Source organism: Enterobacter cloacae complex sp. 277I4 (assembly GCF_050031465.1).
Taxonomy (GTDB): domain Bacteria; phylum Pseudomonadota; class Gammaproteobacteria; order Enterobacterales; family Enterobacteriaceae; genus Enterobacter; species Enterobacter cloacae.
Genome location: NZ_JBLGWC010000001.1, coordinates 2,812,958 through 2,835,227, shown reverse-complemented (window position 1 = coordinate 2,835,227; position 22,270 = coordinate 2,812,958). Strand labels below are relative to the sequence as shown.

21 protein-coding genes are annotated in these 22,270 nt (G+C 53.1%); 12 read left to right on the top strand and 9 right to left on the bottom strand.

Annotation, left to right across the window (positions count from 1 at the left end):
• Nucleotides 1-19: 19 nt before the first annotated feature.
• Nucleotides 20-610 (bottom strand): cob(I)yrinic acid a,c-diamide adenosyltransferase, encoded by a 591-nt coding sequence (cobO, locus tag ACQG19_RS13770; protein WP_013096364.1) that lies wholly within the window; start codon nt 608-610, stop codon nt 20-22.
• Nucleotides 607-1,368, bottom strand: coding sequence for a YciK family oxidoreductase (locus tag ACQG19_RS13765; protein WP_023620279.1), 762 nt, complete (start codon nt 1,366-1,368; stop codon nt 607-609). Before ACQG19_RS13765 ends, cobO begins: the two co-directional genes overlap by 4 nt.
• Nucleotides 1,369-1,619: 251 nt before the next feature.
• Between ACQG19_RS13765 and sohB the strand changes: the two genes are divergently transcribed.
• The gene (gene sohB, locus ACQG19_RS13760; RefSeq protein WP_246931665.1) at nt 1,620-2,666 is read left to right on the top strand and encodes a protease SohB; all 1,047 of its coding nucleotides are present in this window, start codon (nt 1,620-1,622) and stop codon (nt 2,664-2,666) included.
• A gap of 34 nt (nt 2,667-2,700) precedes the next feature.
• On the opposite strand, the gene ACQG19_RS13755 is transcribed toward sohB, so the two are convergent.
• Entirely contained in the window at nt 2,701-2,952 is a 252-nt protein-coding gene (locus ACQG19_RS13755; RefSeq protein ID WP_003856804.1) for a YciN family protein, read from the bottom strand.
• Between the two features lie 399 nt (nt 2,953-3,351).
• Here ACQG19_RS13755 and topA point away from each other — a divergent pair, with 399 nt between their 5' ends.
• From topA to acnA, 5 genes are all read left to right on the top strand, one after another.
• Nucleotides 3,352-5,949 (top strand): type I DNA topoisomerase, encoded by a 2,598-nt coding sequence (gene topA / locus ACQG19_RS13750; protein ID WP_038419681.1) that lies wholly within the window; start codon nt 3,352-3,354, stop codon nt 5,947-5,949.
• A gap of 187 nt (nt 5,950-6,136) precedes the next feature.
• Nucleotides 6,137-7,111 (top strand): HTH-type transcriptional regulator CysB, encoded by a 975-nt coding sequence (gene cysB, locus ACQG19_RS13745; RefSeq protein ID WP_006175683.1) that lies wholly within the window; start codon nt 6,137-6,139, stop codon nt 7,109-7,111.
• Nucleotides 7,112-7,448: 337 nt separating this feature from the next.
• On the top strand, nt 7,449-7,589 hold the full coding sequence (locus tag ACQG19_RS13740) for a YmiA family putative membrane protein (RefSeq protein WP_213382645.1): 141 nt from the start codon (nt 7,449-7,451) through the stop codon (nt 7,587-7,589).
• Nucleotides 7,590-7,900: 311 nt separating this feature from the next.
• Complete coding sequence (gene ymiC / locus ACQG19_RS13735; RefSeq protein WP_044159376.1) at nt 7,901-7,999, top strand: small membrane protein YmiC; 99 nt, start codon at nt 7,901-7,903, stop codon at nt 7,997-7,999.
• A 165-nt stretch (nt 8,000-8,164) separates the two neighbouring features.
• Nucleotides 8,165-10,840, top strand: coding sequence for an aconitate hydratase AcnA (gene acnA / locus ACQG19_RS13730; RefSeq protein WP_246931667.1), 2,676 nt, complete (start codon nt 8,165-8,167; stop codon nt 10,838-10,840).
• A gap of 44 nt (nt 10,841-10,884) precedes the next feature.
• Here acnA and ribA read toward each other — a convergent pair whose 3' ends face one another.
• Complete coding sequence (ribA, locus tag ACQG19_RS13725; protein ID WP_013096372.1) at nt 10,885-11,475, bottom strand: GTP cyclohydrolase II; 591 nt, start codon at nt 11,473-11,475, stop codon at nt 10,885-10,887.
• A gap of 198 nt (nt 11,476-11,673) precedes the next feature.
• Between ribA and pgpB the strand changes: the two genes are divergently transcribed.
• The 5 genes from pgpB to yciH all read left to right on the top strand — a co-directional run bounded on the left by pgpB (nt 11,674) and on the right by yciH (nt 15,324).
• Nucleotides 11,674-12,441 carry a phosphatidylglycerophosphatase B gene (pgpB, locus tag ACQG19_RS13720; protein ID WP_246931669.1) on the top strand — a complete coding sequence of 256 codons (768 nt, stop codon included), beginning with the start codon at nt 11,674-11,676 and terminating at the stop codon, nt 12,439-12,441.
• Nucleotides 12,442-12,589: 148 nt separating this feature from the next.
• Nucleotides 12,590-12,898 carry a LapA family protein gene (locus tag ACQG19_RS13715; protein WP_013096374.1) on the top strand — a complete coding sequence of 103 codons (309 nt, stop codon included), beginning with the start codon at nt 12,590-12,592 and terminating at the stop codon, nt 12,896-12,898.
• A 6-nt stretch (nt 12,899-12,904) separates the two neighbouring features.
• Nucleotides 12,905-14,074, top strand: a complete 1,170-nt coding sequence (lapB, locus tag ACQG19_RS13710; RefSeq protein WP_013096375.1) for a lipopolysaccharide assembly protein LapB — start codon at nt 12,905-12,907, stop codon at nt 14,072-14,074.
• Nucleotides 14,075-14,260: 186 nt separating this feature from the next.
• Nucleotides 14,261-14,998, top strand: a complete 738-nt coding sequence (gene pyrF, locus ACQG19_RS13705; protein ID WP_222168463.1) for an orotidine-5'-phosphate decarboxylase — start codon at nt 14,261-14,263, stop codon at nt 14,996-14,998.
• Nucleotides 14,998-15,324: a stress response translation initiation inhibitor YciH gene (gene yciH, locus ACQG19_RS13700; protein ID WP_013096377.1), complete on the top strand. Its 327-nt coding sequence runs from the start codon at nt 14,998-15,000 to the stop codon at nt 15,322-15,324. Before pyrF ends, yciH begins: the two co-directional genes overlap by 1 nt.
• Before the next feature lie 102 nt (nt 15,325-15,426).
• Here the strand turns inward: yciH and osmB are convergent, their stop codons facing one another.
• From osmB to ACQG19_RS13685, 3 genes are all read right to left on the bottom strand, one after another.
• Nucleotides 15,427-15,645 carry an osmotically-inducible lipoprotein OsmB gene (gene osmB, locus ACQG19_RS13695; protein WP_008501216.1) on the bottom strand — a complete coding sequence of 73 codons (219 nt, stop codon included), beginning with the start codon at nt 15,643-15,645 and terminating at the stop codon, nt 15,427-15,429.
• Nucleotides 15,646-15,906: 261 nt separating this feature from the next.
• On the bottom strand, nt 15,907-16,659 hold the full coding sequence (locus ACQG19_RS13690; RefSeq protein WP_058660359.1) for a DNA-binding transcriptional regulator YciT: 753 nt from the start codon (nt 16,657-16,659) through the stop codon (nt 15,907-15,909).
• A gap of 43 nt (nt 16,660-16,702) precedes the next feature.
• Nucleotides 16,703-16,885: a hypothetical protein gene (locus ACQG19_RS13685; RefSeq protein WP_020690946.1), complete on the bottom strand. Its 183-nt coding sequence runs from the start codon at nt 16,883-16,885 to the stop codon at nt 16,703-16,705.
• 193 nt (nt 16,886-17,078) lie between these two features.
• Between ACQG19_RS13685 and ACQG19_RS13680 the strand changes: the two genes are divergently transcribed.
• Complete coding sequence (locus ACQG19_RS13680) at nt 17,079-17,948, top strand: crotonase/enoyl-CoA hydratase family protein (protein ID WP_045903104.1); 870 nt, start codon at nt 17,079-17,081, stop codon at nt 17,946-17,948.
• Here the strand turns inward: ACQG19_RS13680 and pdeR are convergent.
• Together pdeR and ACQG19_RS13670 are read right to left on the bottom strand one after the other, a co-directional pair.
• Nucleotides 17,945-19,936: a cyclic di-GMP phosphodiesterase gene (gene pdeR / locus ACQG19_RS13675; RefSeq protein ID WP_222168462.1), complete on the bottom strand. Its 1,992-nt coding sequence runs from the start codon at nt 19,934-19,936 to the stop codon at nt 17,945-17,947. The two genes, ACQG19_RS13680 and pdeR, sit on opposite strands and share 4 nt — an antisense overlap.
• A gap of 325 nt (nt 19,937-20,261) precedes the next feature.
• Entirely contained in the window at nt 20,262-22,196 is a 1,935-nt protein-coding gene (locus ACQG19_RS13670) for an exoribonuclease II (RefSeq protein WP_058684608.1), read from the bottom strand.
• Nucleotides 22,197-22,270 lie beyond the last annotated feature (74 nt).

The window sequence follows — 22,270 nt, the reverse complement described above, 5'->3', positions numbered from 1 at the left end:
AACATCACCGGGCTTTTTATCAGTAATCAATGCCGATTTGCGCTTTGATACCGGCATCAAAAGCATGTTTAACCGGACGCAATTCGCTGACGGTATCCGCTAATTCCAGAATATCCCGATGACAGCCGCGGCCTGTGACGATCACCGTCTGATGTGCCGGGCGATTCCTGAGTGCCTCCAGTACGGCGTCCAGCGGCAGATAGTCGTAGGCGACCATATAGGTGATCTCATCCAGTAACACCATGTTCAGGGCCGGGTCTGCCAGCATTCGTTTTGCATGCTCCCAGACCGCGAGGCAGGCCGCGGTGTCGGTTTCCCGGTTTTGGGTATCCCACGTAAAGCCTGTCGCCATCACCTGGAACTCAACCCCGTGCGGCTCAAGTAAATTACGTTCACCGTTGGGCCATTCCCCTTTAATAAACTGAATGACACCCACTTTCTGCCCGTGACCAACGGCGCGCGTGGCGGTACCAAAGGCGGCGGTGGTTTTGCCTTTGCCGTTGCCGGTAAACACGATGATGATCCCGCGTTCATCCTGCGCAGCGGCGACACGGGCATCAACCTGTTCTTTCAGGCGCTGCTGACGTTGCTGGTGACGTTCTTCACTCATTGCGAAATCCCGGGTTTACGGCCTGGCTGGGCATCAAAGGTCATCCCTGTTTTACGGCGGCTGTCATCGCCCATCAGCCAGAGATAGAGCGGCATAATATCTGCCGGGGTTTTAAGCTTCTGTGGATCTTCCGTCGGGAAGGCGCTGGCGCGCATTTTGGTGCGCGTTCCGCCTGGGTTAATGCAGTTCACGCGCAGATGACGGCTCTGATATTCCTCCGCCAGCACCTGCATCATCCCTTCGGTCGCGAATTTTGAGACCGCATACGCCCCCCAGTTTGCGCGGCCTTCGCGCCCTACGCTGGAGGAGGTGAACACCAGCGAACCGGAATCAGATTTGAGTAATAAAGGAAGAAGTGCCTGGGTCAGGAAAAAGGTGCCGTTGATATTGACCTGCATGACCTGCTGCCAGATCTCAGGATCCTGTTCATCCATCGGGCGAACCTCCCCAAGCAAGCCGGCATTGTGCAGTACGCCATCCAGCCGTGGGTAGTGGGTGCTGATGCGGTGGGCAAGCTCCTGGCACGTTTCAGGGGTACAGGTGAGCAGATCCAGTGTGTACCAGCGGGCAGGAATGCCACCGGCGGCGTCAATCTCCTGAGCCACTCCTTTGAGTTTTTCTTCGTTACGGCCAATGAGAATTACGCTCGCGCCATAGTCAGCGTAGGTCAGTGCCGCTTCGCGGCCAATGCCATCGCTGGCACCAGTGACCAGAATGATGCGGTTCTGCAGCAGATTTTTTTGCGGTTGATAATGCACGGTGACTCCTCGGCGCACAGTGATGCAAAGACGCCTTATTGTGTGACTTTTCGGCTTTATGCCCGAATTAGCATGAGAATTCAATCAGTCTACAGGACGCATCGCTGTAAAATTAACAATTTGCAAATATTTAAACCAGAATCGGGGGATTCCTGAAGACGGCTCGCAGAGGTAATGTCACGAGCGAGACGCATGGGCAGGGCTGTTGTACACTGCCGTGAAAGATTCGTGGTTAAATCAAGGTGGAACGCGTGGAATTACTTTCTCAATATGGGTTGTTTTTGGCAAAGATCGTGACGGTGGTGATTGCCATTGCGGTAGTGGCCGTTCTGATTGTTAACCTGACGCAGCGCAAACGTCAGCGTGGTGAGTTACGCATTACCCGCCTGAGCGAGCAGTATAAAGAGATGCAGGAAGAGATGTCGCTGGCCCTGCTTGACAGCCATCAACAGAAACTGTGGCACAAAGCGCAGAAGAAAAAGCATAAGCAGGACGCCAAAGCGGCAAAAGCCAAAGCGAAGCTTAACGCGCCGGAGGAAACCTCAATCCCGCGTGTCTATGTGCTCGATTTTAAAGGCAGCATGGATGCCCATGAGGTCTCTTCCCTGCGTGAAGAAGTCACCGCCGTGCTTGCCGTGGCTAAACCGCAGGATCAGGTGGTTGTCCGTCTTGAGAGTCCGGGTGGGGTCGTTCATGGTTATGGGCTGGCGGCTTCGCAGCTACAGCGTCTGCGTGAAAAACAGATCCCGCTGACGGTTGCGGTGGACAAAGTCGCGGCGAGCGGTGGCTATATGATGGCCTGCGTGGCGGATAAAATTGTTGCGGCGCCGTTTTCTATTATTGGCTCCATCGGGGTGGTTGCGCAAATCCCGAACTTTAACCGCTTCCTGAAAAGCAAAGAGATCGACATTGAATTGCATACGGCGGGTCAGTACAAACGTACCCTGACGCTGCTGGGGGAGAACACGGAAGAAGGACGGCAGAAATTCCGTGAAGATCTCAATGAAACCCATCACCTCTTTAAAGACTTTGTGCACCGTATGCGCCCGGCGCTTGATATTGATCAGGTGGCAACTGGGGAGCACTGGTACGGTACGCAGGCGCTAGAAAAAGGGCTGGTGGATGAAGTGGGCACCAGTGACGACCTGCTGTTGAATCTGATGGAAGGGCGCGAACTGGTTGGCGTGCGCTTTACCCAGCGTAAGCGATTGCTTGACCGCTTTACTAACAGCGCGGCCGAAAGCGCGGATCGCCTGCTGCTCCGCTGGTTGCAACGCGGACAAAAACCGCTGCTGTAAACAAAAACGCGAGGCCAGAGCCTCGCGTTTTGCGTTAATCGACCAGGTGATATTTCTCTGAAAGCGTGTGCGCCAGGTATTTAAACATATTGAATACGGCGGTGCTTTTCGGGGTGGGTAACCCTTGTTCGTCAAGGAAGTATTCGCCGCTGAATACCAGCACGCCGTTACGTTGTTCCACGCCGGTCGCTTCAATACCCGCCAGGGTGTCTTCATGGTCACGAATCAGCTTATTTGCTTCGATAAGCAGAGAGGCTCGATCAATGGGTTGGGTTGTATTCTGCATAATCCACTCCTTAAACAGTGACAATAGTCTACGCCGGGGGCGCTTTGGGGGCAAATTTTCCCTGTAATGTGAGGGGGTAAGGGGCCGTGACCTGGCTGGCAGGATTTGCTTTTGCATGCTAATAAAGTTGCGTAACGAATTTTATCAGGTAGAGTGTGCGCTTTCGTCATTCTGGCAACAGAATTGCTTGACATTCGACCGGGAATTCGTCACGAATTACATCCGATGTGAGAAAAATACCCGATAACTCAATCACCTGGGCGTTAACGCTTTGACGTTCAGTAAGACAAAGGGGTTGATATCCCCTGACGCAGTCGCAATATCAATGGCTCGTCGTCAGTGGAAGGGAAATCAACATGCGGCGTATTCCTGGAAGAATTAAATTAGGTAAAGGTGAATATGGGTAAAGCTCTCGTCATCGTTGAGTCCCCGGCAAAAGCCAAAACGATCAATAAGTATCTGGGTAATGACTACGTGGTTAAGTCCAGCGTCGGTCACATCCGCGATTTGCCGACCAGTGGCTCAGCCAGCAAAAAGAGCGCAGACTCTACCTCCACCAAAGGGGCTAAAAAGCCTAAAAAGGATGAACGTAGCGCGCTTGTCAACCGCATGGGTGTTAACCCATGGCATAACTGGGATGCACACTATGAAGTGCTGCCCGGCAAAGAAAAAGTCGTTAACGAGCTGAAGCAGCTTGCTGAAAAAGCAGACCACATTTATCTCGCAACCGACCTTGACCGCGAAGGGGAAGCCATTGCCTGGCACCTGCGGGAAGTGATCGGGGGTGACGACAAACGCTACAGCCGTGTAGTGTTTAACGAAATTACGAAGAATGCGATTCGCCAGGCGTTTGAGAAGCCGGGTGAACTGAACATCGACCGCGTAAACGCGCAGCAGGCACGCCGTTTTATGGACCGTGTCGTGGGTTACATGGTCTCTCCACTGCTGTGGAAAAAGATTGCCCGCGGTCTGTCCGCAGGGCGTGTGCAGTCCGTTGCTGTGCGTCTGGTTGTTGAACGCGAGCGTGAGATCAAAGCCTTCGTCCCGGAAGAGTTCTGGGAAGTGGATGCCAATGTCACCACGCCGGGTGGAGATGCGCTGCCGCTGCAGGTGAGTCATCAGAATGACAAACCGTTCCGTCCTGAAAACCGTGAGCAGACCATGGCTGCCGTGGCGCTGCTGGAAAAAGCGCGCTACCAGGTTCTGGAGCGTGAAGATAAACCGACCAGCAGCAAACCTGGCGCACCGTTTATTACGTCTACGCTGCAACAGGCTGCGAGCACGCGCCTGGGTTATGGCGTGAAGAAAACCATGATGATGGCCCAGCGTCTGTATGAGGCGGGTTATATCACCTATATGCGTACTGACTCGACAAACCTGAGCCAGGATGCCGTCAACATGGTGCGCGGCTACATCAGTGACAACTTCGGTAAGAAATACCTGCCAGCGAGTGAAAACCAGTACGCCAGCAAGGAGAACTCACAGGAAGCGCACGAAGCCATTCGTCCTTCTGACGTCTCCGTGTTAGCCGAATCGCTGAAAGATATGGAAGCCGATGCCCAGAAGCTGTATCAGCTTATCTGGCGTCAGTTCGTGGCGTGTCAGATGACACCAGCACAGTATGACTCCACCACGCTGACCGTTGGCGCGGGTGATTTCCGCCTGAAAGCGCGTGGCCGTATCCTGCGCTTCGATGGCTGGACTAAAGTGATGCCTGCGCTGCGTAAGGGTGATGAAGACAGAACCCTGCCTGCGGTAAACAAAGGGGATGAGCTATCTCTGGTTGATCTCGTGCCTGCCCAGCACTTCACCAAGCCGCCAGCGCGTTTCAGCGAAGCGTCTCTGGTTAAAGAGCTGGAAAAACGCGGTATTGGCCGTCCGTCCACCTATGCGTCGATTATTTCGACCATTCAGGACCGCGGTTACGTGCGTGTTGAAAACCGTCGTTTCTATGCGGAAAAAATGGGTGAGATCGTCACTGACCGCCTGGAAGCCAACTTCCGCGAACTGATGAACTACGACTTCACCGCGCAAATGGAAGACAGCCTCGATCAGGTTGCCAGCCATCAGGCCGAGTGGAAAAAGGTTCTCGACAGCTTCTTCAGCGACTTTACCAACCAGCTTGAAAAAGCGGAAAAAGATCCTGAAGAGGGCGGCATGCTGCCGAATCAGATGGTCCTGACCAGCATCGACTGCCCAACCTGTGGTCGTAAAATGGGGATCCGTACTGCCACTACTGGCGTTTTCCTCGGCTGTTCTGGCTACGCGCTGCCGCCGAAAGAACGCTGCAAAACCACCATTAACCTGGTACCTGAGAACGAAGTGCTCAACGTGCTGGAAGGTGATGATGCGGAAACCAACGCTCTGCGTGCAAAACGTCGCTGCAAGAAATGCGGCACCGCGATGGACAGCTACCTCATCGATCCAAAACGTAAATTGCACGTCTGCGGTAATAACCCGACCTGCGATGGATATGAGATCGAAGAGGGTGAGTTCCGCATTAAAGGTTACGACGGTCCTATCGTTGAGTGTGAGAAGTGTGGTTCTGAGATGCACCTGAAAATGGGGCGCTTCGGCAAGTACATGGCGTGCACCAACGACGAGTGTAAGAACACGCGTAAAATCCTGCGTAACGGTGAAGTCGCGCCGCCGAAGGAAGATCCGGTTCCGCTGCCAGAGTTGCCGTGCGAGAAGTCCGACGCTTACTTCGTGCTGCGTGATGGTGCTGCCGGCGTGTTCCTTGCGGCAAACACCTTCCCTAAATCGCGCGAAACCCGCGCGCCACTGGTGGAAGAGTTGTACCGTTTCCGCGACCGCCTGCCTGAGAAACTGCGCTACCTGGCCGATGCGCCACAGCAGGATCCGGAAGGCAATAAAACCGTTGTGCGTTTTAGCCGTAAAACGAAGCAGCAGTATGTTGCGGCAGAGAAAGACGGCAAGGCAACCGGCTGGTCAGCATTCTTTGTTGATGGCAAATGGGTTGAAGGCAAAAAATAATCTTTCCTTACCGTAACTTACCTGTGAAAGGGCCGGACTTCCGGCCCTTTTTTATTACCTTGTTATTATTTTTTGTTCCGTACTATACAGTCAGGCTATAAATGATATAGTGGTTATAGTTAACCCTTTTCTTATTATCAAATCGTCTTAAGCGATTGACCGCATGCGCTAAATCGGATGGTCTGGCATGAAATTACAGCAGCTTCGTTATATTGTTGAGGTGGTAAACCACAACCTTAACGTCTCTTCTACCGCTGAGGGGCTATATACCTCTCAGCCGGGTATCAGCAAGCAGGTCCGCATGCTGGAAGATGAGTTAGGTATTCAGATTTTTGCTCGTAGCGGTAAACACCTCACCCAGGTGACGCCAGCAGGGCAGGAGATTATCCGCATCGCGCGGGAGGTCCTCTCTAAAGTCGACGCCATTAAATCGGTGGCGGGAGAGCATACCTGGCCGGATAAAGGGTCGCTGTATATTGCCACCACCCATACCCAGGCACGCTATGCGCTGCCGGGCGTTATTAAGGGCTTTATTGAGCGCTATCCACGTGTTTCTCTCCATATGCATCAGGGCTCGCCGACGCAAATCGCTGAGGCGGTTTCGAAGGGTAATGCGGATTTTGCTATCGCAACCGAAGCGCTGCATCTGTATGACGATTTGGTTATGCTGCCGTGTTATCACTGGAACCGTTCTATTGTCGTCACGCCCGATCACCCGTTAGCCGGTAAAGGGTCGGTCACTATTGAAGAGCTGGCGCAATATCCCTTAGTGACGTATACCTTCGGCTTCACCGGGCGCTCCGAGCTTGATACTGCATTCAATCGTGCAGGATTAACGCCGCGTATCGTTTTCACCGCAACCGATGCTGACGTGATTAAGACCTACGTGCGGCTTGGACTGGGGGTAGGGGTGATTGCCAGCATGGCGGTTGATCCCGTATCTGACCCTGACCTCGTGCGTCTTGATGCGCATGATATTTTCAGCCATAGCACCACCAAGATTGGTTTCCGTCGCAGTACCTTCCTGCGTAGCTATATGTATGATTTTATTCAGCGCTTTGCCCCACATTTAACGCGCGACGTGGTCGATACGGCCGTAGCATTACGTTCAAATGAAGATATCGAAGAGATGTTTAAAGACATCAAACTTCCAGCAAAATAATCACTCCCGGTATCTTTCCGCCCAGGAAAGATACCGAAATAACCTCTCAAAGCTAAATTAGAATTATCATCATCTGCACTTAACTGCCGTATAATGTCATTAACCATTTATTCAGTGTGGTTATAATGTCGTGAATTGGCGACAAAAGTAGAACTAATTTTTGGCTTCGCAAATATTTCCTTTCAAATATTTATTTCTGGTCAAAAGAATGAATATTTCCCATCAATAGATACGTAAATTCACTGGCTTTTCGGCTAAAGTTTCTTTAGGATTTATCTCAACAGATGATTAATTGTACCAATTGTTTGGTCTCTAAATGATAAGCGATATCGATTGTATGAGGTTAGCAATGCCTTCAGGAAGTGAAGAACCGCAAAGGGATCCTGCGCTCAAGCGTAAAGCCTGGCTGGCGGTCTTTCTCGTCTCCGCCTTGTTTTGGGTGGTGGTTGCTTTCCTGGCCTGGAACTATTGGGGTTGAATATGGCAGTGACGGTACGTACAGAAACAGTTAAACAGATGTGTCAGCTTCGTGACAGGGGCCACAAAGTGCGCAAAGCACCTGCCACTGCCGTACCCGCGTCCTGGAAACTGACGCCGCAGCAGCAAGCGTTTATTGATGTGTTCGCAGAAGACGAACCCAAAAAACAATAATTTACTTAATTGCGTAATGATGCAAATAGTCTGAATAAAGGCTCAATGCATTTGTACTCTTTAATAAATACACATCAGCAATATTGAACTGAGGGCAGACCTCGGAACCTTTAATAAATAATGCCTGGTGTCCCTATGATGAATAACATGATGTCTATGAAATACTGGTCATGGCTCGGCGTTTTTTCCGCGTCGATTCTGTTCTGGTCACAGCTTATCTGGCTGGCCCTCCACTAAATCGTAAAACCTCGCTACGGCGGGGTTTTTTGTTTTCTCCCCCGCACTGGAACATTCCTGGATTTATCATTTCGGGTTGTTATCAAAACGTTACGACATCTTTGTGTTATCTTTAATTACAGCCCTGATGATTGTCAGGACATCTCTGTAATTAAGGAGGAGCTTATGTCGGTAACCCTACGCGAAGCCAGTAAGGACACATTACAGGCAGAAAATAAAACCTGGCACTACTACAGCCTGCCGCTGGCAGCCAGGACGCTTGGGGACATTTCGCGTTTACCCAAGTCCTTGAAAGTTTTACTGGAAAACCTCTTACGCTGGCAGGATGGTGATTCCGTCACCCTTGAAGATATCCAGGCACTGGCAGGGTGGCTTAAGCATGCCCATGCTGACAGAGAAATTGCCTATCGACCGGCAAGGGTCCTGATGCAGGACTTTACCGGGGTCCCTGCTGTGGTTGACCTTGCGGCAATGCGCGAAGCGGTGAAGCGCCTTGGCGGCGATACCGCTAAAGTAAATCCGCTCTCTCCCGTTGATCTCGTTATCGACCACTCTGTCACCGTGGACCACTTTGGTGACGACGATGCCTTTGGCGAAAACGTACGTCTGGAAATGGAGCGTAACCACGAACGTTACGTCTTTCTGAAGTGGGGGCAGCAGGCCTTTAGCCGCTTTAGCGTCGTTCCGCCCGGTACGGGTATCTGCCACCAGGTGAATCTTGAATACCTGGGCAAAGCGGTCTGGAGTGAATTGCAGGATAAAGAGTGGGTGGCCTATCCGGATACTCTGGTGGGCACCGATTCGCACACCACCATGATTAACGGCCTGGGCGTTCTGGGCTGGGGCGTTGGCGGAATTGAAGCCGAAGCGGCCATGCTTGGCCAGCCGGTATCGATGCTGATCCCTGATGTGGTGGGCTTTAAGCTTACCGGCAAACTGTCGGAAGGCATTACCGCCACCGACCTGGTACTTACCGTCACGCAGATGCTGCGTAAGCATGGTGTGGTGGGTAAATTTGTCGAATTCTACGGTGACGGGCTGGATTCATTACCGCTTGCCGACCGTGCTACCATCGCCAACATGGCGCCGGAGTATGGCGCAACCTGTGGCTTTTTCCCCATCGATACTGTCACGCTGGAATATATGCGCCTGAGTGGCCGTAGCGAAGAGCAGGTGGCGCTGGTTGAAGCGTATACCAAAGCGCAGGGGATGTGGCGTAACCCGGGCGATGAACCGGTATTTACCAGCACACTTGAACTGGATATGGGGACCGTCGAGGCGAGCCTGGCGGGGCCAAAACGTCCGCAGGATCGGGTGGCGTTGAGTGACGTACCGAAAGCCTTTGCCGCCAGTAATGAACTGGAAGTTAACACGGCGAAAAAAGACCACCGCCCAATCGACTATGTCCTGAACGGACATCAGTATCAGCTTCCGGATGGTGCGGTTGTCATTGCAGCCATAACCTCCTGTACAAATACGTCGAACCCCAGCGTGCTGATGGCCGCCGGTCTGCTGGCGAAGAAAGCGGTAGAGCTGGGGCTTAAGCCACAGCCGTGGGTAAAAGCCTCTCTGGCACCGGGCTCCAAAGTGGTTTCAGATTACCTTGCACAGGCCAGATTAACGCCGTATCTGGATGAGCTGGGCTTTAACCTGGTGGGGTACGGTTGCACCACCTGTATCGGGAACTCGGGTCCGTTACCTGAACCGATTGAGATGGCGATCAAGCAGGGCGATCTCACCGTCGGGGCCGTTCTCTCCGGTAACCGAAACTTTGAAGGCCGTATTCATCCGCTGGTCAAGACCAACTGGCTGGCGTCTCCACCGCTGGTTGTGGCATACGCTCTGGCCGGGAATATGAATATCAACCTGGTCACCGATCCGATTGGCCACGATCGCAAGAATGATCCGGTCTATCTGAAGGATATCTGGCCATCTGCCCGGGAAATTGCATTGGCCGTAGAGAAAGTTTCTACCGAAATGTTCCGCAAAGAGTATGCGGAGGTGTTTGAAGGTACGCCGGAATGGAAGGCCATCGACCTCGTGGGTTCAGATACCTATGACTGGCAGGACGATTCGACCTATATCCGCCTGTCGCCGTTCTTCGATGAGATGCTGGCTGAACCTGCACCGCTGCAGGATATCCACGGCGCGCGCATTCTGGCGATGCTGGGAGACTCTGTCACCACGGACCACATTTCGCCGGCGGGAAGCATCAAAGCCGACAGTCCAGCAGGCCGTTACCTGCAGAGCCGGGGTGTGGAGCGCCGGGATTTCAACTCCTATGGCTCACGTCGTGGTAACCATGAAGTGATGATGCGCGGCACATTTGCCAATATCCGTATCCGCAATGAAATGGTGCCGGGCGTGGAAGGGGGCATGACGCGACATTTGCCGGGGAGCGACGTGATCTCAATTTATGACGCCGCCGTCAAATACCAGCAGGAAGGCACGCCGCTGGCGGTTATCGCCGGGAAAGAGTACGGCTCTGGCTCCAGCCGTGACTGGGCGGCGAAAGGCCCGCGTCTGCTTGGGGTTCGGGTGGTGATTGCCGAATCGTTTGAACGTATCCACCGTTCAAACCTGATAGGGATGGGGATCCTGCCACTCGAATTCCCGCAGGGCGTCACCCGTAAAACGCTGGGACTCACCGGGGAAGAGCTGATTGACATTAGCGGCCTGCAAAATCTGCAGCCGGGTAAAACGGTGCCGGTGAAATTAACGCGCGCAGACGGTAAAACAGAGGTGCTCGACTGCCGGTGTCGTATCGATACGGCAACAGAACTCACCTATTACCAGAACGACGGCATTCTACATTACGTGATTCGTAAGATGCTGGACTGATGGAGCCAGCCCGGCACGCGATGGCGTTGCCGGGCACTTCGCGATCACTCGCTCAGCAGATGCCCCATTTTGGCGGCTTTGGTATCGAGGTAGTGCGCGTTTTTTGGGTTACGTCCCACAATGAGCGGTACACGCTCAACGATATTGATCCCCGCTTCGGTCAGAATTTCGACTTTTTTCGGGTTGTTAGTCAGCAGGCGTACTTCATCCACGCCCAGCAGCTTAAACATATCCGCACACAGCGTGAAATCGCGCTCATCGGCAGCGAAGCCGAGCTGGTGGTTTGCTTCTACCGTGTCGTACCCTTGGTCCTGCAGCGCGTAGGCGCGGATTTTATTCAGCAAGCCAATATTGCGCCCTTCCTGGCGGTGATAAAGCAGCACACCGCGACCCTCTTCGGCAATATGAGAGAGCGCTGCCTCCAGCTGGAAACCGCAATCACAGCGCAGGCTGAACAACGCATCGCCGGTCAGACACTCCGAATGAACGCGAGAAAGTACCGGGGTTTGTCCTGAAATGTCGCCGTACACCAGCGCGACGTGATCCTGTCCGGTCGCCAGTTCTTCAAATCCCACCATCAGGAAATCGCCCCATGGGGTTGGCAGTTTGGCTTCTGCCACACGTTTAAGCTGCATGTGATTCTCCAGAGTAGGCTGACACGTTTCGTGTCTTCCGCCTGTTTTTGCTTTCTGTATCCGTTCATTTTGCCACAAGCTCAGCAGGTTCGCCTAATGGCTGCCATGCTATACGAACGTTAAACGCACGATCCGACATATCCACCCGTCGGATGAATTTCAGTTATGATTGTGACGCTTAGCGAAAAAGGAGAAGACATGCTTTCAATCGCCAGACGAACGGCAGCAGGTGCGGCCATATTGTTGATTATGCCATTAGCCGTTTGGGTATCAGGCTGGATGTGGCAGCCCGGGCACAATACCCTGTGGCTGAAAACGTTATACTGGATAACAGAGACGGTCACCCAGCCATGGGGCATCATTACTCATGTAGTGCTTTGCGCCTGGTTTTTGTGGTGCCTGCGCTTTCGTCTCCGCGCAGCGCTGGTGCTCTTTGCTATCCTCGGTGGGGCGATTCTTGTTGGCCAGGGGGTAAAATCCTGGGTGAAAGGCCATGTGCAGGAGCCGCGGCCTTTTGTGGTCTGGCTGGAAAAAACGCATCATGTACCGGTGAATGAGTTCTACAATTTAAAACGTAAAGATCGCGGTGCGCTGGTAAAAGAACAGCTTGCGGAACAGCAGAATATCCCGACGTTTTTACGTAAACACTGGCAAAAAGAGACTGGCTTTGCGTTTCCATCCGGGCACACCATGTTCGCCGCCAGTTGGGCACTTCTTGCCGTCGGCCTTTTATGGCCGCGGCGTCGGACTGTCACTATCGCCATTTTATTGGTCTGGGCGACGGGGGTGATGGGGAGCCGTCTACTGCTGGGCATGCACTGGCCACGCGATTTAGTGGTGGCGACGCTCATTTCATGGCTGCTTGTTACCCTTGCCACCTGGCTGGCTGAACGGCTCTGCGGTCCGTTAACGCCGCCGCCGGAAGAGAAAGAAGAGATCGCCGAAAGGGAGCACAGTGGCGTCTGAAGGTTGATTTTGCGCATTTAGCCCATAAATCCATGACGGGCGCGTCACTTTTTCCTTTTCGCGCCCGTCGCTAAAATGGTAGTTTATAAGGCTGATTGCGGTAAGTTGAACACACTTTATTCGCTTGAACCACATAACGGGAAGTAATGTGAAATATTTACTCATTTTCTTACTGGTATTGGCGATTTTTGTCATTTCAGTCACATTGGGTGCACAAAACGATCAACAGGTGACGTTTAACTATCTGCTGGCGCAGGGCGAGTATCGGGTTTCGAGCCTGCTGGCGGTCTTGTTCGCAGCGGGTTTCGCCATCGGCTGGCTGGTTTGCGGTCTGTTCTGGTTAAAAGTACGTGTTTCGCTTGCGCGCGCTGAACGTAAAATTAAACGCCTCGAACATCAAATTGCGCCTGCGTCCGACATCCCGGAAAGCTCTGGTGTGCCGGTCGTCAAGGAATAATCGAATATGCTGGAGTTGTTGTTTCTGCTTTTGCCTGTAGCCGCTGCCTATGGCTGGTATATGGGCCGCAGAAGTGCGCAACAAACAAAACAGGATGAGGCGAACCGACTCTCCCGCGACTACGTTGCAGGGGTGAACTTCCTCCTGAGCAATCAACAGGACAAAGCGGTCGACCTGTTCCTCGACATGTTAAAAGAGGACACAGGGACCGTTGAAGCACACCTGACCCTGGGCAACCTGTTCCGCTCGCGCGGCGAGGTTGACCGTGCCATTCGTATTCACCAGACCCTCATGGAAAGCGCCTCGTTAACTTACGATCAGCGCCTGCTGGCAGTACAACAGCTGGGCCGCGACTACATGGCGGCAGGGTTGTATGACCGTGCGGAAGATATGTTCTCGCAACTGGTGGATGAAACAGATTTCCGCATAGGTGCGCTGCAGCAGCTGCTGCAGATTTACCAGGCCACCAGCGACTGGCAGAAAGCCATTGATACCGCTGAACGTCTGGTTAAGTTGGGTAAAGACAAACAGCGCGTCGAGATAGCCCATTTTTACTGCGAACTGGCCCTGCAACAGATGGGGAACGACGACATGGACAAAGCCATGGCGTTGCTGAAAAAAGGGGCCGCCGCAGACCGCAATAGTGCGCGTATTTCCATCATGATGGGGCGCGTGTTTATGGCGAGTGGCGACTATGCCAAAGCCGTTGAAAGCCTGCTGCGCGTCATTGATCAGGACAAAGAGCTGGTCAGTGAAACCCTTGAAATGCTGCAGACCTGTTATCAACAGCTGGGTAAACAGGATGAGTGGGTAGCGTTCCTGCGCCGCTGCGTGGAAGAGAACACCGGAGCCACCGCGGAGCTGATGCTTTCCGACGTAGTGGAGCAGCATGAGGGTAGCGACACGGCGCAGGTTTATATTACGCGTCAGCTGCAGCGTCATCCTACCATGCGGGTTTTCCATAAGCTGATGGATTACCACCTGAACGACGCAGAAGAAGGGCGTGCTAAAGAGAGCCTGATGGTGCTGCGTGACATGGTGGGCGAACAGGTGCGTAGCAAGCCGCGCTACCGCTGTCAGAAGTGTGGTTTTACCGCGTATACGCTGTACTGGCACTGTCCTTCATGCCGGGCCTGGTCAACCATCAAGCCCATTCGCGGTCTCGATGGACAGTAATTTTTTTAAAACACCTCACTTTAGTTACAACATACTGATCACTTTTATAATCCCGTTCAGCATCGTGCGGTTTGCCAGCCTGGCAGGGAATAAAACGATCCTGTCAATTTGTGGCGCTGGCAGGTAGAATGCACGCCGTTTATCTGTTCCGCGCCGCTGCGCGCCCATAGACGAAAAGGGCTGGTCATGACGTCTGTTACTTCCTCCACTTCCCGCGTAGTTACTGATTCTCCTGTTGTTGTTGCTCTTGATTACAATAAACGTGACGCTGCTCTGGCTTTTGTCGACGGTATTGATCCTCGCGACTGTCGCCTTAAAGTGGGCAAAGAGATGTTTACGTTATTTGGACCGCAAATCGTACGCGATCTGCAACAGCGCGGTTTTGACGTTTTCCTCGACCTCAAATTCCATGATATTCCAAACACCACGGCGCACGCCGTTGCCGCGGCTGCCGAGTTGGGTGTATGGATGGTTAACGTGCATGCATCGGGTGGGGCGAGAATGATGACAGCCGCGCGTGAAGTGCTTCTGCCGTTTGGTAGCGACGCCCCCTTGTTGATTGCGGTAACGGTGCTGACCAGCATGGACGAAAATGACCTGCGTGACCTCGGTGTGACGTTGTCACCGGCTGAACATGCAGAGCGTCTTGCGCGGCTGACGCAAAATTGCGGCCTGGACGGTGTAGTCTGTTCCGCGCAGGAAGCGGTGCGTTTCAAAACGGAGCTGGGCCAGAATTTCAAACTGGTCACGCCGGGTATTCGCCCAGTGGGCAGCGAGGCTGGCGATCAGCGCCGTATTATGACCCCTGAGCAGGCGCTGGCGGCAGGCGTGGATTACATGGTGATCGGCCGTCCGGTGACACAATCTGCTAATCCGGCAGAGACGCTTAAGGCTATCAACGCATCACTGAAAAAGGGGGCGTAATGACCGATTCAAACAGCCGTCTGGTCTATTCAACCGAAACCGGGCGCATTGATGAACCGAAAGCGAAAGCAGAGCGCCCGAAGGGCGACGGTATTGTCCGTATCCAGCGCCAGACCAGCGGGCGTAAAGGTAAGGGTGTTTGCCTTATCACGGGTATCGATCTGGATGATGCAGAACTGGCGAAACTGGCGGCTGAACTGAAAAAGAAATGTGGCTGCGGCGGTGCCGTCAAAGACGGGATAATCGAAATCCAGGGTGATAAACGCGATGTCATTAAATCGCATCTCGAAGCCAAAGGGATGAAAGTAAAACTGGCGGGCGGCTAAAATAAATGAGCCACGGTATTTACCGTGGCTCTTGTTTTATACGTGCGTAAGTCAGACCTGAAATGCGATAAATATCGCGATGCCCATCAGGGCGTATAATAATTATTTGCCGACCTGGTGACCGATAATACCACCAACAGCAGCACCACCTAATGTACCCAGCGTACTACCGTCTGTTAATACTGCACCACCCAGTGCACCAGCACCGGCACCAATGGCGGTGTTACGGTCACGTTTAGACCAGTTAGAGCATGCGCTCAGGGACATTGCTACAGTGATTGCCAGAACAGCGGCGGCTAATTTTTTGCTGGTTAAGGTCATAATACTTTCTCCTGAATTATCGATTCACGGAAAGATGCACGCTTTAAGTATAGACTAAACGAATACTTAAATTCTGTTCTCCGTGAAAGCTGGTCGCGCAGGTGTTACGTCATCACGCAGGTGATAGTCACTTCCTGTTATATCGCTAACATTAATTTTACGTCTTCAGGGTCAGTTAAACAGGTAAAAACTCTTAAAGGGGGGTTAGGATTCCTCTCAGAGAGAGGTTAAGAGGCGCCTGAAATTCAGGCGCTCGCGGTATCAGGCGGGTTTTTTAATAATGTCGACGATAAGTCCGTCTTCCTGGAGTTTATTCCGATGCGCTTCGCTCAGACGGTCATCGGTTATTACGCGGCTGAACCGGGATATTGGCCCCATCGTATAAGGATGGACCGCGCCAAATTTTGAACTGTCGGTCAGCACGATTGCCTCACACTCTTTTTCCAGTACCGCGTTCACAACGTCTGAACGCATCATATCCCGGCCGGTAAAGCCGGTTTCTGGCTGCCAGCCGTCAATACCGATGAAGGCCTTGCTGAAATGCACCTGCTGCACGTACTGACGCGTCAGCGGGCCGACCATGCTCTCACTTTTTTTCTGATAGATACCGCCCAGCAGAATGACCTCGCAGCGTGTCTCCTTCAACAAGTGAGCGATATAGCTACTGACGGTAATGATGGTGATGTCTTTTTGCTCGGCCAGGGTGCGGGCCAGCAGGGCGTTGCTACTGCCGTTCTCAATAAAGACCGTTTCGCCATTGTTCACTAAGGACGCGGCAAACTCAGCCAGCTCACGTTTGAGGGCATAGTTATTCATCATGCGGGTTTCTACGTCCTCGCTGTCCAGCGGGACCGCATACCCATGCGCACGACGCAGGTAGCTCTGTTTTTCGAGTAGATTCAGATCCTGACGGATGGTGACTTCAGAAACGCCTGTCGTTTTAGCGAGATCGACGACGCTCACGCGCCCCTGATCGATGACCATCTGCAAAATGATTTGTTGTCGGGAATTCATAGCATCCATTTAATAAAGCGAAACGAGGGCGGATAGGGCGTGGTTAAACTTCCCACGGGGCTTTTGGCTGTCTGTTTTCTGACGCGGTTTCGGCGCCATTCTGAGCCAGAAGTTCAGACTTCAGGATCTCAAGGTTACGGATCGCAGAGTGATAATCGCCCGCCACCAGTATATCCAGCACGGTATCAATTCGTTGGGCTACGGCCTGCGCATCAATGTTAGACATAATCTCATCCCGGGTACGAAAAGTTAATATTTTCAATGATGCAGAAAATGGATTCAAAAGAGAAGGGAAAAAATGCAATAACTAAATTACATAAATGAAAGTAATAAATTTATTCCCCCGCATGCAGCGTGATGAATGAGTGGATTAGTCTAAAACTGCGCGCAAGGCGCTTTTTTATATGAGGAATTAGACTATGACAGTTATCAATCAGACTACCTGCACACTGTTTACCGATACTGAACGTTTCACTCAGTTGTCCGGGTATTATGAGGAGGAGCGCCGCACAGTCTGGATGATGTTGCGGGCGCAGCCACGACCTTGCTTCAACCATGCGTTAATCGAAGAGATCATGAACCTCTCCTGGCTCGTTCGCCAGTCCGGGTTTGCGGTCGATTTTTGGGTTACCGGTTCGCTGGTACCCGAGATGTACAATGCGGGAGGTGATTTACAGTTCTTTGTCGAATGTATCCAAAACGGACGCCGCGAGGCGTTAAGAGCCTATGCCCGTGCCTGCGTGGACTGCGTTCATGCGGCGTCACGGGGTTTTGATACGGGGGCTATTACCCTGGCGATGGTCGAAGGCAGTGCGTTAGGGGGCGGATTCGAAGCCGCGCTGGCGCACCACTTTGTGCTGTCCCAGCGCGATGCCCGCTTAGGCTTCCCTGAGATCGCCTTCAACCTTTTCCCCGGCATGGGGGGGTACTCGCTGGTTGCTCGCCGCTCAGGCATGAAGCTGGCGGAGGAGCTCATCTACAAAGGGGAGTCTCATACGGCAGAATGGTATGAACAGCATGGGTTAGTGGATGTCCTGTTCGAACCCGGGCAAAGTTACGTCTCCGTCAGAACGTTCATTGACACGCTGCGGCCGAAGATGAACGGCGTAAAGGCGATGTTACGCGCCCGTACCCGCGTGCTGCAGCTGCCTCGCAGTGAGCTGATGGATATCACGGAAGATTGGGTTGACGCTGCGTTCTGCCTTGAACCAAAAGATATCGCTTATATGGAGCGTCTGGTCATGCTGCAAAACCGCCACCAGGCGGCGGGTTTACGCAAAGCCAGTTAGTGCTGTTTACGCGCCTGATATCGCTTTAGCCATCGCTCGAATGCGGCAGCGGGCATGGGCTTAGCAAAGAGAAAACCCTGCCGTTCGTTGACGCCGTTCTTAGTCAGAAAGGCGTCTTCTTTTGCGTTCTCCACACCTTCGGCAATGACCTGCAAATTCAGTGCCTGTGCCACCGCGACGATGGCCCGCACCAGCGACTGGGAAATAGACTGTTTATGAATATCCCGGACAAATGACTGATCGAGTTTTATCGCATCGATGGGGAAGCGTGCCAGCTGCGACAAAGACGAGTAGCCGGTACCAAAATCGTCCAGATGGATTTGCGCACCAAGCTGGCTGAACTGCTGGATCACCGACAGCGCCAGCTCTTCGTTTTCAATGAGGCAACTTTCCGTTAACTCAACGTCGATAGGGCAGTATTCAAAATCCAGATCCTTCAGGGCCTGTTTCAAGTCGCTGAAAATGGTTTGATCTGCCAGCTGACGGGCCGAGACGTTCACCGCCACGCGCAGGTTAATGCCTTTGTCGCGCCATTTCGCCACCTGGCGAACCACATCAAGCATGACCCAGCGGCCAAGCGGCACAATCAGCCCTGACTCCTCAGCATACGAGATAAACTCCAGCGGAGGAATCAACCCGCGTTCTGGTGATTGCCAGCGCACCAGCGCTTCAAGGCTTCTGACTTCACCACGCCAGGTGACTTTAGGCTGGTAGTGGATCAGCAGTTGATCGTTATCCAGCGCTTTGCGCAGGTTGGTATCCAGCCAGAGATACTCAAACACGCGCTGGTTCATTTCCGGCGAGAAGACGCAGAACTTACCCCGGCCGTTCTCTTTTGCGGTGTACATGGCGGTATCGGCATTGCGGATGACGCTTTCCCGATCGTTACCGTGCTGCGGGGCGAGGGCGATACCTAACGAGCAACCGGTATAAATTTCAATCAAACCAATTCTGAACGGCTGGCGCAGACGGGTCAGAATGCGTGATGCCATCGCTTCCAGAGAACCCTGAGAGGTATTGGTGGCCATGACAATAAATTCATCGCCGCCGAGTCGCGCCAGCACCTGGCCTTCTTCCAGACAGCTCAGAATGGCCAGCGCGACCGCCTGTAATAACTGATCGCCAAACATGTGCCCGTAGGCGTCGTTCACCTTTTTGAAGTTATCGAGATCGAGATACACCACGCCAACCTGCGTCTCACCGCGGCTGTCGATGGCATCTGAAATCAGTTCGTGGATCGCGTTGCGGTTCGGCAACCCGGTGATGGTGTCGGTATTGGCCAGCACCCGCAGACGCTCCTGGGCGCGGCGCTCCTCCGTAATATCGGTGCCGGAACAGATAAGAAAAATTTCATTTTTACCGCTGCCGCTGTGGACAAATTTGTTTCTGAACAGAAACAACCGTTGTCCTTTTCGCGTTTTGATCCAGCGCTCGACTTCGTAAGAGCTGCCGTTGCGAAAGAAGCCGGTGATGTTGCGCTTAGAGGCTGCCGCTTCACTGCGGCTCATAAACAGCTTAAACACGTTCTGGCCGATAACTTCTTGTTCTTTCAGGCCGGTGTACTCCTCGCTCAGGCGGTTAAACCGCTGAATATTGCCGTGCTGATCGAGGATTACGATAACGGAGTTGGCTTCCGAAACCACTTGTTCCGCAAAGGACAGCCCCTGAGCCAGGTCCCGGGCTACGGAAGGCGTATCGTTCCACGCAGAGGCAGTTCCGGCCCACTCATTACGGGTTATTTTGCGTCCGACAAGGTGAACAGGAACATCTTCGCCGTACAACGAGAGCGTCATAGAGATACTGGACGTAATGACGGTTAACTGGCGAATAAGTTCGGCCTGTTCATCATCCAGCGCCACCACCTGAGTGACATCGGCATTTTCGCTGGTGGAAAGGTGCAGAGCATTGCTGTCTGCTGTCAGTCGCCACCAGGGGCTGTGAGTTCCCATGTAACGAAACAGCAAATTCTGCTCCCGATCGTCCATCATGTTTTCTCCTGCAGCTGCCTGTTAGCGCACAATTTATTCCGTTGCAATCGGCTTTTTCGAGGTGAGACCACGGCCAGACCGATGTGAACTTATTGTTTTTTCCCGGGTTTCTTATAATAAAACGAGTCAGGTAAAAAAGGATACTTAGCAAATAAAAATTCACGTAACCGAATATAACGGCACTCTTTTACTGTAGATAATTCTGGCGAATTTGGGCGAGGGAAGTCTGAAAATAGTAAGAAAAAATGAAGAATTTGCAGCGTGGCGTAAAAGAAAAAATTGTCGGCCCGTCCGGCAAGGAAAGGGCCGACAATTGAACAGCTTATCAGGCGGCAGGGCGCGCGATGATGCTGCGGGTTTCCATGCGGACTTCGGCGATAGTTACGTCAATCACGTCGGTGACCTTGTAAACCGTTTCACCTTTGATTTGCACAGTCCCGTTTTCCTGGCTACAGACAAGTTCATCGCGAACGGCATGCAGGAACGGCGCAGGGATAAAGGCCACCGCCCCATTATCCACCAGACGTACGCGCATCCCCCCACGGCTGATATCAATGATTTCTGCAGCGAAGCGAGTGTCTGTGCCGGCTTTGTCCTGCAGGAAGCGGGCGTACAGCCAGTCACCTACGTCACGTTCCGCCATGCGGTTCAGGCGCCGACGATCTGCCATCTGCAGGGTCGTGTCATCCTGAGGACGCGCAATTGATTCGCCCTTAATGATCGCTTTCAGCAGGCGATGGTTAACCATATCGCCATACTTACGAATTGGAGATGTCCAGGTGGCGTAGGCTTCAAGACCGAGGCCGAAGTGTGGGCCAGGCTCAGTGCTGATCTCGGCAAAGGACTGGAAGCGACGAATACGGCTGTCGAGGAAACCAGAAGGCTGTGCGTCCAGCTCGCGGCGCAGCTTGCAGAAGCCCTGCAAGGTTAGCACTTCTTCCGGGTCAACATGCACATCATGGTTCTTCAGTAAGGCGGCCAGCGCTTCGGTGTTCGCCGGATCAAACCCGGTATGAACGTTATAAATGCCGAAGCCCAGCTTGTCGCGCAGCACGCGTGCGGCACAAATATTGGCGGAAATCATCGCTTCTTCGACGATGCGGTTCGCAATGCGTCGTGGTTCGGCCACGATATCCAGCACTTCGCCTTTTTCGCCCAGAACGAAGCGATAGTCCGGACGATCCTTGAACACCAGCGCATGGGTTTGACGCCACTCGCTGCGGCTCAGACAGATGCGATGCAGCAGACGAATCTGTGCGGCAACGGCCTCAGAGGCCGGTTCCCAGCTGCCCGTGCTCTCCAGCCAGTCAGAGACGTCGTCGTAAGCCAGCTTGGCTTTAGATTCAATGGTGGCCGCGAAGAATTCGATATCATCTTCAATTGTGCCGTCCGCAGCAATGGTCATGCGGCAGGCGAGCACCGGACGCACTTCGTTCGGCCGCAGCGAACAGAGATCGTCGGAGAGTTCACGAGGCAACATCGGGATGTTAAAGCCCGGCAGATAGTTGGTGAACGCACGGATTTTCGCGATATCGTCCAGCTTGCTGCCTTCGGCAATCCAGGCGGTAGGATCGGCAATGGCCACGGTTAACAGCAGTTTGCCGTCGGCAAGTTCTTCAGCGTACAGCGCATCATCCATATCTTGCGTACTGGCGCTGTCGATAGTAACAAACTCCAGGGCAGTCAGATCGCGACGCTCAAGACCTTCGTCCTGCATCTCGGTGGCGACGCCGTTCGGGGCTTCTTTCTCAAGATTATGGCGCGCAAGCGTAACCCACCACGGTACAAAATGGTCATCACCGAACGTGATGAACTGGGTCAGTTCCGCATAGAAACCGCGATCGCCTTTCAGTGGATGACGGCGCATTTCGGCAACGGCCCAGTCACCTTCTTTAAAATCATGCTCAACGCCGCGAGCGGCACGGCAGGGGATGGCGTCTTTCAGCAGAGGATGATCCGGCACGATGGAGAGACGATCGTCTTTTCTCTGCACCTTGCCCACAAAACGGGTCAGGAACGGCTCGATCAGTTCTTCCGGCTCGGCAGATTCACGCTCTTTTTCGGTATGAATAACCGCCATGACGCGGTCGCCGTGCATCACTTTCTTCATCTGCGGTGGCGGAATGAAGTAGCTTTTCTGCGCGTCGACTTCAAGGAAACCAAAGCCTTTTTCCGTGGCTTTTACGACCCCTTCTGCACGCGGCGTCTGGGAATGCAGTTGCTGTTTAAGCTGCGCTAGCAGCGGGTTGTCCTGAAACATAATGTTCTATTTTCGTAGCCATTGAGCGGCTGACAGTTTTACGCGATTCTCACTGCCACAGCAAGCGCTCTTTG

Excerpts from the sequence above, each read along its gene's own strand:
- cobO (WP_013096364.1), bottom strand. The coding sequence starts at position 610 with ATGAGTGAAGAACGTCACCAGCAACGTCAGCAGCGCCTGAAAGAACAG.
- ACQG19_RS13755 (WP_003856804.1), bottom strand. The coding sequence starts at position 2,952 with ATGCAGAATACAACCCAACCCATTGATCGAGCCTCTCTGCTTATCGAA.
- topA (WP_038419681.1), top strand. The coding sequence starts at position 3,352 with ATGGGTAAAGCTCTCGTCATCGTTGAGTCCCCGGCAAAAGCCAAAACG.
- cysB (WP_006175683.1), top strand. The coding sequence starts at position 6,137 with ATGAAATTACAGCAGCTTCGTTATATTGTTGAGGTGGTAAACCACAAC.
- ACQG19_RS13740 (WP_213382645.1), top strand. The coding sequence starts at position 7,449 with ATGAGGTTAGCAATGCCTTCAGGAAGTGAAGAACCGCAAAGGGATCCT.
- ymiC (WP_044159376.1), top strand. The coding sequence starts at position 7,901 with ATGAATAACATGATGTCTATGAAATACTGGTCATGGCTCGGCGTTTTT.
- acnA (WP_246931667.1), top strand. The coding sequence starts at position 8,165 with ATGTCGGTAACCCTACGCGAAGCCAGTAAGGACACATTACAGGCAGAA.
- ribA (WP_013096372.1), bottom strand. The coding sequence starts at position 11,475 with ATGCAGCTTAAACGTGTGGCAGAAGCCAAACTGCCAACCCCATGGGGC.
- pgpB (WP_246931669.1), top strand. The coding sequence starts at position 11,674 with ATGCTTTCAATCGCCAGACGAACGGCAGCAGGTGCGGCCATATTGTTG.
- lapB (WP_013096375.1), top strand. The coding sequence starts at position 12,905 with ATGCTGGAGTTGTTGTTTCTGCTTTTGCCTGTAGCCGCTGCCTATGGC.
- pyrF (WP_222168463.1), top strand. The coding sequence starts at position 14,261 with ATGACGTCTGTTACTTCCTCCACTTCCCGCGTAGTTACTGATTCTCCT.
- yciH (WP_013096377.1), top strand. The coding sequence starts at position 14,998 with ATGACCGATTCAAACAGCCGTCTGGTCTATTCAACCGAAACCGGGCGC.
- osmB (WP_008501216.1), bottom strand. The coding sequence starts at position 15,645 with ATGACCTTAACCAGCAAAAAATTAGCCGCCGCTGTTCTGGCAATCACT.
- ACQG19_RS13690 (WP_058660359.1), bottom strand. The coding sequence starts at position 16,659 with ATGAATTCCCGACAACAAATCATTTTGCAGATGGTCATCGATCAGGGG.
- ACQG19_RS13685 (WP_020690946.1), bottom strand. The coding sequence starts at position 16,885 with ATGTCTAACATTGATGCGCAGGCCGTAGCCCAACGAATTGATACCGTG.
- ACQG19_RS13680 (WP_045903104.1), top strand. The coding sequence starts at position 17,079 with ATGACAGTTATCAATCAGACTACCTGCACACTGTTTACCGATACTGAA.
- pdeR (WP_222168462.1), bottom strand. The coding sequence starts at position 19,936 with ATGATGGACGATCGGGAGCAGAATTTGCTGTTTCGTTACATGGGAACT.
- ACQG19_RS13670 (WP_058684608.1), bottom strand. The coding sequence starts at position 22,196 with ATGTTTCAGGACAACCCGCTGCTAGCGCAGCTTAAACAGCAACTGCAT.